The following is a 12,654-nucleotide window of genomic DNA, read 5'->3' as shown; positions in this document are numbered from 1 at the left end:
TCACCTGTTCGTGACCTGCTTGAGCGCCATCAATCAGCGCGCTGCCTCGGCCGCTGCGGCAAACTCCTCGCGCAGCAAGGGATACAGGCGGCGGTAGCGCGCCAGGCGGTCGGCCAGCACGCTGTCGGCCTGCGGCGCAATGGCTTCGGCCACCGGTGGCCGCGTGCACACTTCCACTGGCGGACGGCCTGTCACGGCCATCTGCGCCAGGCGCGCCGCGCCCATGGTGCCGCCGGCTGCGCCATGGTCGTGGCGCAGCACCGTCATGCCCGATGCACTGGCGCACAGCTGGGCCCAGAAGCGGCTGCGCGAACCGCCGCCGACAAACGAAGCCTGCGACAGATGCGTGCCGGCGCTGCGCAGCGCCTCGTTGCCATCGGCCATGGCAAAGGCCACGCCTTCCATCACGCTGTAGGCAAGTTCGGCACGGCCATGGTCACTGGCCAGCCCGAAAAACACGCCGCGCGCATTGGCGTCATTGTGCGGCGTGCGCTCGCCGCTCAGGTAAGGCAGGAACAGCGGCGCCTTGCGCGCTTCCACATTGGCAGCCTGCGCCACCAGTTCGCCGATATCGGTTGACTGCGTCAGCTGCGCCACCCAGCTCAGGCTGGCTGCGGCGCTCAGGATCACGCTCATCTGGTGCCAGCGTCCGGGCAGGCAGTGGCAGAACGCATGCACGCCCTGGCCCGGATTGGGCGCAAAGCCGTCGCTGCCGGCAAACAGCACGCCCGAGGTGCCCAGCGACAGCAGGCCGGCGCCTGGCTCGACCACGCCCAGTCCCACGGCGGCAGCCGCATTGTCGCCGGCGCCGCCGGCCAGCAGCACCGGGTGGCTGATGCCCCACTCGGCGCACAAGGCCGGGCGTACCTGCGCGGCCGGCGCGCTGCCTTCGACCAGGCGCGGCATATGTTCGCGCGACAGCCCGGTGGCCGCCAGCATGCGATCGGACCAGTCGCGTTTGGCCACGTCCAGCCACAGCGTGCCCGAAGCGTCCGACATATCGGTCACAAACTCACCCGTCAGGCGCAGCGCCACATAATCCTTGGGCAGCAGCACCTTGGCGGTGGCGCGAAACAGCGCCGGCTCGTATTTTTGCAGCCACAGCAGCTTGGGCGCGGTAAAGCCGGGCATGGCCTGGTTGCCGGTAATGGCGCGCGATTCGGGTACCAGCGCTTCGAGTTCCACGCATTCGGCAAAGGCGCGCGTGTCGTTCCACAAGATGGCGGCGCGCAGCACGTGCTGCTGCTTGTCGAGCAGTGTTGCGCCGTGCATCTGGCCCGACAGGCCGATGCCGCGCAGGCCCGAAAACGCCACCGGCTGGGCCGCGCGGATGGCCGCAATCACGTCCAGCGTGGCATGCCACCAGTCCTCGGGATTCTGTTCGGACCAGCCGGGATGCGGGCTGGCCACGCGCAGCGTCACACCGCTGGTTGCCAGGATGGCCTGCGCGTCATCAAGCAGGATGGCTTTGACTTCGGAGGTGCCGATATCGATGCCGAGATAAGTCATGGGGGTCCGTTAGAAAGGTGAAGGGCAGGATAAAAGATGGCCGTCAGGCGGCCGGTTCGTTCAGGTTCATCAGCAGGCAGGCGCGAAACTTCGACGGCGACATCTGCTTATAGGCCAGGAACTGGCGGTTGAAATTGGACAGGTTGTTAAAGCCGGTGCGGTAGCAGATTTCGGTTACCTTCAGATCGGTGTTCATCAGCAGCTCGCAGGCCAGCGCTATGCGTTCCTGGTTGACATAGTGGATAAACGACATGCCCGTGTGCTTGCGAAAAAAGCGCGTGAATTTGAGCGTATTCATCTCGGCTACGTCGGCCACGTCCTGCTCGCAAAAATCGAGCGTGATGTTCTGTTTGATATAGGCCAGCACCTGGTTGATGGTCGAGGACATATAGCGCCCTGCCTGCGCCAGGTAATTGGCGCTGGCCAGCGGCCGGCGTTCGCGGCAGTCGCACAGTGCACCCAGCACGCGTGCAAACAGTTCGACCCGGCGCGGTCCCTGCGCCGTGGTCAGCTCCTGCATCAGCGGTGCCAGCTCCAGGCCCAGCGCATCGGGAAACTGCAGCCCGCGCGCCGCATCCTGCATCAGCACCCCGACCGGCGCCAGTTCCGGCAGCAGCTGCGCGCAGCGCTCGATAAAGTCGCTGGAGAACTGCAGCACCAGGTCGCGCTCGGCCAGCCGCACGCCCTCGGCCAGTTCGCTGATCCAGTTGTGCGGCAGGTTGGGACCGGTCAGCACCAGGTTACCCGGCGCATGGTTGCCGATATGGTCACCGACAAAAAACTTGCCGGTCGACTCGGTAATGATGTGCAGTTCGTACTCGGGATGGAAATGCCATTTGGCCACCGCATGCGGATAGCCGTGCGCCCAGGCACGGAACGATTCGTGCATTGGTTTATGGATCAGTTCCAGGTCAGGCGTCACGGCAGTCCCTTGCGCGTTGTGGTGGACTATTCTACCGCTGCCAGCACCAGGCCGCTATCGGCGTCGAACAGGTGCATATGCGCTTCATCGAAGGCCAGCGCCAGCGCCTGGCCCGGCTGCGCGTCGCCACCGGCGCCATGCGCCGGCAGCAGCGCCGACAGATTCACCTGCCCGCACTGAAAGCTGATCAGCGCTTCGGCGCCCAGCAGCTCGACCAGGTCGACCACGCAGCGCAGGCCATGCACCCCGGCCGCGCCGGGCGTATCGGCTGCAGCAGCGCGCAAATGGTTGGGGCGCAGGCCGAATACCACCTTGTGGCCGGCAGCGAGCGAGGCAAAGCGGCTCGACGCCAGCGGCCAGCGATAGCCGGCGCAAGCGAGCACGGTCTGTCCGTCCACCTTTTCAATCACGCCGTCGATGAAGTTCATGGCCGGCGTGCCGATAAAGCCGGCTGCAAACAGCGTGCGAGGATGGTTGTACAACTCGGCCGGCGTGCCGATCTGCTCGATATGGCCGCCCTTCATCAGCACCACGCGGTCGGCCAGCGTCATCGCTTCGAGCTGGTCGTACGTGACGTACAGCGTGGTGGTGCGCAGGCGCCGGTGCAGCCGCTTGATATCGGCGCGCAGCTGCGCGCGCAACTTGGCGTCCAGGTTCGACAGCGGTTCGTCGAACAGGAACACCTGCGGCGTCTTGATCATGGCGCGTGCGATGGCGGTGCGCTGCTGCTGGCCGCCGGACATGGCGCGCGGCTTGCGCTCGAGCAGCGCATCGAGGCTCAGGATGGCCGCCACCTCGCGCACGCGGCGGTCGATCTCGACGGCCGGCACTTTCAGCCGGCGCAGGCCAAAAGCGATATTGTCGTACACCGTCATGTGCGGATAGAGCGCGTAGTTCTGGAACACCATGGCCACGTTTCGCTCGCGCGCCGGCAGGTCGTTGACAACGTTCTGGCCGATCAGCAGCTCGCCGCTGCTGATGTCTTCCAGCCCTGCCACCATGCGCAGCAAAGTGGACTTGCCGCAGCCCGAAGGGCCGAGCAGGACGATGAATTCGCCATCGTCGATTTCCAGGTCGAACGGCTGCAGCACCGCCGTTTTCTGGTCATAGGTCTTGTGCAGCTGCCTGCAGGCGATGCTTGCCATGTTCTGGTCTCCTTGACGGCTGGCTCAAGCCAGCTCGATCTGTATTTTCACGTCGCCGGGCTGGCCCTTGGCCGCCTCTTTGAACGCCTGCACGCCATCGGCAAAGCCGAAGGTGCGCGAGATGAAAGGTTTGACATCGATCTTGCCGGAAGCGAGCAAGGCGATCGCGCGCGGGAAGATATTGGCGTAGCGGAACACCGACTCGATGCGCACCTCCTTGGCCTGGATGGCCACGATATCGAATGGCACTTTTTCCGGTGGCATGCCGACCAGCACCAGGCAGCCGTTCGGGCACAGCAGGTCGATGATATTGTCATAGGCGCGCAGGCTGCCGCTCGCCTCGAACACGACGTCGGCGCCCCAGCCTTCGGTGGCCTGTTGCACCACCTCGGACAGGCTGGCATGGCGCACATCGACCGTGGTCACGGCCGGATTGCCGGCAAACAGCGCCAGCTTTTCCGGCACCAGGTCGGCCAGGATCACGCGCGAGCAGCCACCGGCAAGCGCCGCGAGCGCCGTCATGGCACCGATGGTGCCGGCGCCGATCACGACCGCCACGTCGCCCGGCTTGATGGCCGCCTTGGTCGCCGCCTGCAGGCCGATGGCCAGCGGCTCGACGATGGCGCCCTCTCCGAAGCTGACATTGTCGGGGAGCTTGAAGGTAAAGGCAGCCGGATGCACCACGTAGGGCGTGAGGCAACCGTGGATCGGCGGAGTGGCCCAGAAGCGCACGGCCGGGTCCAGGTTGTACAGCCCGCGCATGGTGGCCGGCGAATCGAACTGCGGCACGCCCGGCTCCATGCAGACACGGTCGCCCACTTTCAGGTGCGTGACCTGTTCGCCCACTTCGGCCACCACGCCAGACGCCTCATGGCCCAGCACCATCGGCTCTTCGACCACGAACGGGCCGATTCCGCCGTGCTTGAAGTAGTGCACATCGCTGCCGCAGATGCCCACCGTGTGTATTCTGATTTTCACGTCGCGCGGCCCCACTGCCAGCGGCAGGTCGATCTCGCGCAGCGTGATGTTGTCGATTTTTTCCAGTACCAGTGTTTGCATGATGATGTCCTTGATCGGTTGTGATATGGCTTATTTATGTTTGAGCATGGAGTTGAGCAGCCGCCCCAGGATGCCGACAAACAGCAGTGGCGGCAGCGCCAGCAGGACGGTGGAGGCGTTGACCACGCCCCACGGCACCTCCTGGCCCATCGAGGTAAAGGCCGAGGCAATCACCGGCAAGGTGACGCTTTTCGACGAGGTCAGCGCCAGCGCGATCATCAGTTCATTCCAGACCAGCACGAAGCTGAACACGATGCCGCCCATCAGCGTCTTGGACGCCACCGGCAGCGCCACGCGCCAGAACACCTGGTACGGCCCGTAGCCGTCGAGCGCTGCCGCTTCCTCGATCTCTTTGGGTATGCGCGCAAAGGCTGGTATCGACAGCCAGATAATGGTCGACAGCGTCACCAGCAGATAGGTGACGATCATCGACAGGCGCGAGTCGTACAGTCCCAGGTCGATCCAGATCGAGATGAGCGGAATGGCCACTGCTACCGGCGGCAGGAAACGCAAGGACAGCAGAAAAAACTGGATGTCCTTCTTGGCCGGCACCGGATAGCGCGCAATCGCGTAGGCAGCCGGCACGCCCAGAACGGCCCCCAGCAGCACGGCAATGCCGACGATGGCCACGCTGTTACCCAGACCCGTCAGCACTTCGGGGCTGGCCAGCACCTGGCGGTAGTTGGCCAGCGTGGGGCTGAAAACAAAGCGCGGCACGGGCGTGACGATATCCATCAGCTCCTTGAATGAATTGAGCACCGCCCACAGGATGGGAAACAGCGCCACGAGCACAATCAAGGTAGCAATGGCAGTGGTGGAGATGGCGTCCACAGGACGGCGCAGGGTCAGTTTTCCCATTTGGCGACTCGCTTCCAGAGCAGGGTAAAGATGATGGTGGTGGCCAGCATCATCAGCACGGCCATGCTGGACGCGTACGACACCTTGCCCATCAGTCCGATGCCTTGCGCATAGGCGTACATGTCCAGCGTTTCGGTGGCGATGCCGGGGCCGCCCTTGGTCATCACGTAGATCAGGTCGAACGAGCGCAGCGACTCGACCATCTTGATAAACACCAGGCTCATGATGGGCACCTTGAGCATCGGCAGCGCGATATACGCATATACCTGCAGTGTGCTGGCGTAATCGAGGCGCGCCGCCTCCAGCGGTTCGTGCGGTAAGGTTTCCAGCAGTTTCAATATCACGGCGCCAAAGAACAGGCCCCACTGCCAGATATCGACCAGCGCCACCGCATACAGGGCAGTAGCCGGATCGGCCAGCAGCGCGCTGCCGCCCAGCCCCACGATTTCCAGCAGCCAGTTGAGAATGCCCATCAGCGGCGAATACATGAACTTCCAGATAAAGGCCGCCGACACGCGCGGCATCAGCACCGGCACGATCAGCAGCAGTGCAATGACATCGCGTGTACGGCCCCTGACTTTTTCAAACAGGAACACGGCCAGCAGCACGCCGGCGATCAGCGAACCGGCTACCGTCACCACTTCCCACACGGCAGAGACCTGCACGGCGTTCAGGAAGCGGCGGTCGCCAAACAGGCGCGCGAAGTTGGCCAGGCCTACATAGTCGCTGTCGCTGTAGCGCAGCACGCGGTTTTGCAGGGCCAGGTTGATGGCGGCAATGGTGGGCACCAGGCCCAGTACCAGCAGCACCAGCATGGGCAGCGTGAGAAACACCGCCGGCAGCCAGGTATGGCGTTTTTTATGAGAAGAATGCGGCATGAGGATGGCTTTCAGGCGTCATTTTTACCCCAGCGGCGAACTACCGGGGTCGGACCCGGCGGGACCAGACGTCCCCGTCCGACTCCGGCTGTTCAGATGCTGGGTGGAAGAAGGTTACTTGCGCTTCTTCGCGCGCTGCACGACGTCCGTTGCATACTCGTTCGCCTCATCGAGCGCACTTTGCACGTCGCCGCGGGTACCGGTAAACACTTCTTCGAGCACCACGCCCAGGTTGTCGCCGATATCCGGCCATTCGGGGCTAGGCCAGATGGTCACGCGCGAGACTGGCGTGGTGTCGGTCAGGCCGGCCTGGATCTGCGGCTTGACGTGCTTGCGGAAGTAGTCGCTGTTGACGGTGCTGCTGCGGTTGTAGTCGCTGAACACGCCGTCCTTCAGGCGCGCCTGTTCCTGCTCCTTGCCGGTGGCAAAGGCAATGAACTTGCCGGCCGCCTGGCGCGTGCATTCGTCTTTGGCGCCCGAGGTGGAAATGGCCAGGCCATGGCCGTAGGCAGCTGACGCCAGCGGTGCCGGCGGACGCGCATAGCCGACCTTGTCGACCACCGACGATTTTTTCGGGTCTTCCATCCAGTCGGCAAACGGCGTGGACTCAATCATGAAGGCAACCTTGCCGGACCTGAACGCTTCGAGCGCATTGCTCCAGTCATAGGTGGCGCCGCCCGGTGGCGCATACTTGAACAGATCGCGGTAAAGCGTGGTTGCTTTCACGGCCTGCGCAGAATTGAAGGCCGGCACGCCATTGTTTTCCCATTTGCCGCCGGCAGCGAGCATGAACGGCGCCCAGCGCCACACATTCATGCCCGAGCCACGCTGGCCGCGCGCCGCCCAGCCATAGATGTTCGGCGGACTGTGCATTTTTTTCACGGCTGCGACCAGTTCGTCGAGCGTCTTGGGCACGGCAACGCCGGCCTTTTCCAGCAGGTCGCGGCGGTAGAACAGGAAGTCGCTGCCGCCGATCAGCGGCGCGAAATAGGCGACGCCGTTATAGCTTGCCACGGCGCGACGTCCCGGCAGGAAGTCATCGTAGTCGGCGTCCTTGGGCAAATACTTGAGCAGCGGCTGAACCCAGCCGGCGGCGGCAAATTCAGCCACGTTGGCTTCATCGATATAGTAGACCTGGTAGGAGCCGGCCTTGGTGGAGGCGTCCAGGCGCGCCTTGGCGCGGCGGTCGTTCTCGCCAAAATAGCTGATCTGCACCTTGGTGCCGCTGGCTTTCTCATAGTCGACCAGGGTCTTTTCCATCACCGTCAGGCCCAGGCTCTTTTGCGCGAGCACCTTCAGTACGGGTACCTTGCAGCTTTGTGCCGACGCCATCGGCACGCTCATCAAACCGGCGGACGCGAGAGCGCCGCACGCAACAGCAGTTACGATTTTCATTGATGGTCTCCATTTTTATAGTCCGGCGGTTCTCCACCGGTAAAGCCACTATAAAAACAAAGACCGGCCGCCACCACTGCAAAAGCGGCCAGTTTTCAAATACTATTTTTCAACTGGACGGCCACTGCATCGGATCGACCAGCAGCTGGTGCATCACATACGCGTCCACATAACCGAGCTGCGCATGGCGATACGCGAGCGGCAGCGTGCCGACGATGGTAAAGCCCAGCTTTTTCCACAACGTGACGGCGGCCAGGTTGGTGCTGACGACAAAGTTGAACTGCATCGCCAGAAAACCGCTGCGGCGCGCCTCATCCATGCAGTGCACGCCCAGCAGGCGGCCCACGCCGACGCCCTGCGCGGCTGGATCGACCATGAACGAGGCATTGGCCACATGGTTGCCATGGTCAAGCTGGTTGGCCACCAGTTTATACATGCCCAGCAGGCGCTCGTTGCCCATCATGGCCACGAAACTCTGCACGCCGGGACCGAACCAGTAGGCGTGGCAGGCTTCGCGCGTGGTGCCGGCGCCAAACACATAGGTGTCGCCATTGGCCACCAGCGTGCTGAAAATGGCCCACATGGCCTCGAAGTCAGCCTCCTGGGCCGGGCGGATGGTAATGTCGTCCAAATCGGGTCTCCTGAAAAAATGGCCTGGGGCTTTCAACGCCCCAGACGAAAATTGATGTGCTGCGGGCGCCCGGGCAGCGCCAGGCGCGCGCTGGCTGGCGGCGACTCGCTGACGATTTCACCGCGCCGCATCACCAGCCGGCGCACCGCACGCAGGCGCAGCGCCTCAACGGTACTGGCGGCATCGAGCAGCACCAGGTCGGCATGGCAACCCGGCGCCAGGCCATAGCCTTGCAGCCCCAGGATGCGCGCCGGCGTTTCGGTCACGGCGATAAAACATTCGTGCATGGCTTGCAGGCCCGTCATCTGCGCCACATGCAGGCCCATGTGCGCCACTTCCAGCATATCGCCCGAACCGAGGCTGTACCACGGGTCCATCACGCAGTCGTGGCCGAACGCCACCGGGATGCCGGCGGCCAGCATCTCGGGCACGCGCGTCATGCCGCGCCGCTTGGGATAGCTGTCGTGGCGCCCTTGCAGCGTGATATTGATAAGCGGATTGGCAATCGCCGCCACGCCCGCTTCGCGGATCAAGGGCAGAAGCTTGCTCACGTAGTAATTGTCCATCGAATGCATGGACGTCAGGTGCGAGCCGGTCACCCGGCCCTGCATCCCAAGGCGCTGGCTATGGTAGGCCAGCGTTTCGATATGGCGCGATAGCGGATCGTCCGACTCGTCGCAGTGCATGTCGACCATCAGCCCCTGCTCGCACGCGTATTCGCACAGCAGGCGCACCGATTCGGCGCCGTCGGCCATGGTGCGCTCGAAATGCGGAATGCCGCCCACCACGTCGACGCCCATGGCAATCGCACGCTTGAGGTTGTCGAACGCGCCGGGGCTGCGCAGGATGCCGTCCTGCGGAAACGCCACCAGCTGCAGGTCGAGATACGGCGCTACCTGGCGCTTGACGTCGAGCAGCGCTTCGACGGCCAGCAGGCGCGGATCGCAGATATCGACATGGCTGCGGATAGCCAGCAGCCCGCGCGCCACCGCCCAGTCGCAATACTGCAGCGCGCGCTCGACCAGCGCATCCTGGGTCAGTTGCGGCTTGAGTTCGCCCCACAGCGCAATGCCCTCCAGCAAAGTGCCGGAGGCATTGACGCGCGGCAGGCCAAAGCTGAGCGTGGCGTCCATATGGAAATGGGCATCGACAAACGGCGGCGTGACCAGGTCGCCGCCGGCGTCGATCTCGCGCGCGCCGGTAACCGGCAAGGCAGGACCAACTTCGGCTATGCGGCCATGGTTGATGGCAATATCGATCCCGGTGCGCCCGTCGGGCAGGCTGGCGTTGCGGATAACGGTTTGCATGTAACTCCTGTCTAGATAGTGACCATGTTGCAGTGCACGCAGCATGGCCTGCCACAATTTTTCCGATCTAGCCTTGCGCTGGCTCAAAGCCCCTGCACTTAGCCACACAGTACGGGAAATGGCGGCAGGCAGACCACAGCACGATACAAAATAACTTTCAAACAACGCCAAACGCCGCTAGAATGGCCATATTGCATCGCATCAAAATCCAGCTGTCGCCAGCCTTGCGATCATTTGCCGGCAGCGCATGAGCCAGACAAAACGTCCGCTGCACTGCAGCGCGTCTTGCCAGCATTTTAATCCCGACAAGGAGTAAATATGTTTTCGCTTCCACAGGAATTTTCCAGCGCCGCCAAATCGCACCTTGATACGCAGTTGCAACTATTTGGCAAAGTTGCCAGCACCGTGCTCGATGGCGCCGAAAAAGTCATCGCCCTGAACCTGAACGCCGGCAAGGCCGCCCTGTCGCACACGGCCGCTACCGCCCAGCACCTGCTTGAAACGCAAGACCCACGCGAATTTTTCAGTTTTGGCGTGAACCAGGCCAAACCGAATATCGACAGCCTGCTGGCCTACGGCCGCCAGTTGTACGGCATTGCCTCCTCCACCCACGCTGAACTGCTGGCTTCGGCCAAGGCACGCCTCGACCTGCCCGAAGCGACGCCGTACACAGCTGTGCCGGTGCAGGTGCAACTGATTGCCGCGCCCGCTGTCAGCACGACCGAAGCGCCAGCGCAACTGGCGCCTGTCATTATTGTTGCCGACGAGCCGGTCGAAGCACCGGCTGCCGTACTGTCAGTGCAGGACGAAATAAAGCCGGCACCGCTGCCGCTGGCCGCCTCGGCACCGGTGGCGCCGCCAACAGAACCGCTCAAGCTCGAAGTGCCGGAATCGGCCGTGCTGGCCGCCGCCGAGGCAACCGAGCTGCCGATATCGCGTATCAAGGCACCGGTCAGCAAGACTGGTCCTGTGCCGGTGGTCAAGGGCGGCAAGAAAAGGTAAAAGTAAGAGTACCGGCCTGCATCCACGCAAACGGGCTACGGCCCGTTTTTGCTTTTGGTTGCCGAAGCGCATTTTCTTGCCTTGTTGTATGCTACGGCTCTCCCGTCCGCGCTCGCGCTCCCGCCCCGCGGCTCTCCGACTACAAGCAAAGGCAACCATGAGTTTATCGAGGCTAATCGCCAGCTTCGTGCGCCAGCATTGGCCATCGTACGCCGCCGCCGCCGTGATGCTGACCGGCGTGGCCACCCTGACGGTGTGGATACCGCGCCGCGTCGGCGCCATTATCGACGCGCTGGCCGCACATACCATGAGCACGCAACAGCTGTGGCTGGAACTGCTGACCCTGCTCGCAGTGGGCGTGATGATCTATTTCCTGCGTGTCGGCTGGCGCATCACGCTGTTCAAGGCGGCCTACCAGCTGGGCGTGATGCTGCGCACGCGTTTCTACACGCGCATGGCGCAGCAAGGCGCATCGTTTTACCAGGGCCAGCGCACCGGCGACCTGATGGCGCTGGCCACCAACGATATCGATGCGATTGAAATGGCGGCCGGCGAAGCCATGCTGGCCGGCTTCGACGGCACGCTGACGCTGCTGATGGTGCTGGGCATTATGCTGCTGGGGGTGGACTGGCGCCTGGCCTCGATTGCGCTGCTACCGTTCCCGCTGATGGGACTGGCTTTCTGGCGCATTTCCAGCCATATCCATACCGCCTCGACCGATTCGCTCAAGCGCTTTGCGGCGCTCAACGACCATGTCCAGGAAACCGTGACGGGCGTGCGCACGCTGCGCGCGCTGGGCCTGGAACAGCGCAGCAGCGCGCAGTTTTCCACGCTGGCCGGCCATGCGGCCAACGCCAGCCTGACGGCGCAGCGCTGGGAGGCGGCCTACGAGCCGGCGGTCGGACTGACGCTGACGGCGGCCACCGCACTGACGCTGGGCCTGGGCGGCTACCTGGTCTGGCACAACCAGCTGACGGTCGGCGCGCTGACCAGTTTTTCAATGTATCTGGGCCAATTGATCTGGCCGATGTTTGCAGCCGGCTGGGTGCTGTCGCTGATCGAGCGCGGCCGCGCCGCCTGGCAGCGCTTGCAGCCGATGCTCGACGCGCCGCTGGCCATTGGCGACCATGGCGCCATCGCGGCCGTCACGCCCGGCCCGCTGCAACTGGCGCAGGTCGGCTACGCCTATGCTGGCCAGACCGTGCCGGCGCTGTCGCAGATCGACCTGCAGCTGCAGCCGGGCCAGACGCTGGGCCTGGTCGGCCCGACCGGCAGCGGCAAGACCACCTTGCTGCGCGTGCTGCTGCGCCAGGTCACGCCGCAAACGGGCAGCGCCACCTGGAGCGGCCAGCCGCTCGACGCCTACACCCTGCATGCGCTGCGCGCAGCGATCAGTTGGGTGCCGCAGGAGTCGTTCCTGTTCTCGGCCAGCATCGCCGACAATATTGCGCTGGCGCGCCCCGAGGCGAGCCGGCAGGATGTCGAACGCGCCGCGCGCCTGGCCGATATCCATGACGATATCGTGCAGTTCCCGCAGGGCTACGCCACCCAGGTCGGCGAAAAAGGCATTACCCTGTCGGGCGGCCAGCGCCAGCGCGTAGCCATTGCACGCGCGCTGCTGGCCGACAACGGCCTGCTGCTGCTCGACGATGCGCTGTCGGCCGTCGATACCGGCACCGAAACGCGCATCCTGCAGCACCTTGAAGAACTGCGCCGTGCGCGCCCCGAGCGCAGCGCCATTATTGCCAGCCACCGCCTGAGCGCGGTGGTCAACGCCGACCTGATCCTGGTGCTGCGCGGCGGACGCATCAGCGAGTCGGGCAGCCACCAGCAACTGCTGGAACGCGACGGCTGGTACGCCAGCCAATGGCGCTATCAACAACTGGAGGCCAGCCTTGAAGACAACTGACACCGCCAACGGCGACGGCGCCTCGGTGCGGCGCCAGGC

The 12,654-nt window shown here is 64.0% G+C and carries 10 protein-coding genes and 1 pseudogene; 2 read left to right on the top strand and 9 right to left on the bottom strand.

The features are described 5' to 3' along the window. Positions 1 to 33: 33 nt before the first annotated feature. From xylB to GCM43_RS08940, 9 genes and pseudogenes are all read right to left on the bottom strand, one after another. Entirely contained in the window at positions 34 to 1,509 is a 1,476-nt protein-coding gene (gene xylB, locus GCM43_RS08980) for a xylulokinase (RefSeq protein WP_152243340.1), read from the bottom strand. Positions 1,510 to 1,552: 43 nt separating this feature from the next. After that, the gene (locus GCM43_RS08975; RefSeq protein WP_193315575.1) at positions 1,553 to 2,431 is read right to left on the bottom strand and encodes an AraC family transcriptional regulator; all 879 of its coding nucleotides are present in this window, start codon (positions 2,429 to 2,431) and stop codon (positions 1,553 to 1,555) included. 50 nt (positions 2,432 to 2,481) lie between these two features. After that, a pseudogene (locus GCM43_RS08970) lies at positions 2,482 to 3,576 on the bottom strand (ABC transporter ATP-binding protein); the annotation flags it as partial. 24 nt (positions 3,577 to 3,600) lie between these two features. Further along, a complete protein-coding gene (locus tag GCM43_RS08965) occupies positions 3,601 to 4,635 on the bottom strand; it encodes an NAD(P)-dependent alcohol dehydrogenase (RefSeq protein ID WP_152243336.1) in 1,035 nt (344 codons plus the stop codon). 30 nt (positions 4,636 to 4,665) lie between these two features. Next, positions 4,666 to 5,493 (bottom strand): carbohydrate ABC transporter permease, encoded by an 828-nt coding sequence (locus GCM43_RS08960; RefSeq protein ID WP_152243334.1) that lies wholly within the window; start codon positions 5,491 to 5,493, stop codon positions 4,666 to 4,668. After that, entirely contained in the window at positions 5,481 to 6,371 is an 891-nt protein-coding gene (locus GCM43_RS08955) for a carbohydrate ABC transporter permease (protein WP_152243332.1), read from the bottom strand. The genes GCM43_RS08960 and GCM43_RS08955 overlap by 13 nt, the downstream gene beginning before the upstream one ends. Before the next feature lie 114 nt (positions 6,372 to 6,485). After that, positions 6,486 to 7,766 carry an ABC transporter substrate-binding protein gene (locus GCM43_RS08950; protein ID WP_152243330.1) on the bottom strand — a complete coding sequence of 427 codons (1,281 nt, stop codon included), beginning with the start codon at positions 7,764 to 7,766 and terminating at the stop codon, positions 6,486 to 6,488. Positions 7,767 to 7,875: 109 nt separating this feature from the next. Then, complete coding sequence (locus GCM43_RS08945; protein ID WP_152243328.1) at positions 7,876 to 8,397, bottom strand: GNAT family N-acetyltransferase; 522 nt, start codon at positions 8,395 to 8,397, stop codon at positions 7,876 to 7,878. 32 nt (positions 8,398 to 8,429) lie between these two features. After that, positions 8,430 to 9,704, bottom strand: a complete 1,275-nt coding sequence (locus GCM43_RS08940) for an amidohydrolase family protein (protein ID WP_152243326.1) — start codon at positions 9,702 to 9,704, stop codon at positions 8,430 to 8,432. 318 nt (positions 9,705 to 10,022) lie between these two features. On the opposite strand from GCM43_RS08940, the gene GCM43_RS08935 reads away from it, so the two are divergent. Further along, positions 10,023 to 10,706, top strand: a complete 684-nt coding sequence (locus GCM43_RS08935) for a phasin family protein (RefSeq protein WP_152243324.1) — start codon at positions 10,023 to 10,025, stop codon at positions 10,704 to 10,706. Positions 10,707 to 10,863: 157 nt separating this feature from the next. Next, a complete protein-coding gene (locus GCM43_RS08930; RefSeq protein WP_152243322.1) occupies positions 10,864 to 12,615 on the top strand; it encodes an ATP-binding cassette domain-containing protein in 1,752 nt (583 codons plus the stop codon). The last annotated feature ends 39 nt before the right edge of the window (positions 12,616 to 12,654 follow it).

It is taken from the genome of Janthinobacterium aquaticum (assembly GCF_009208565.1).
Taxonomy (GTDB): Bacteria; Pseudomonadota; Gammaproteobacteria; order Burkholderiales; family Burkholderiaceae_D; genus Janthinobacterium.
Note: the sequence above shows the minus strand (reverse complement) of the source record. Positions and strands in the feature narration are given on the sequence as shown.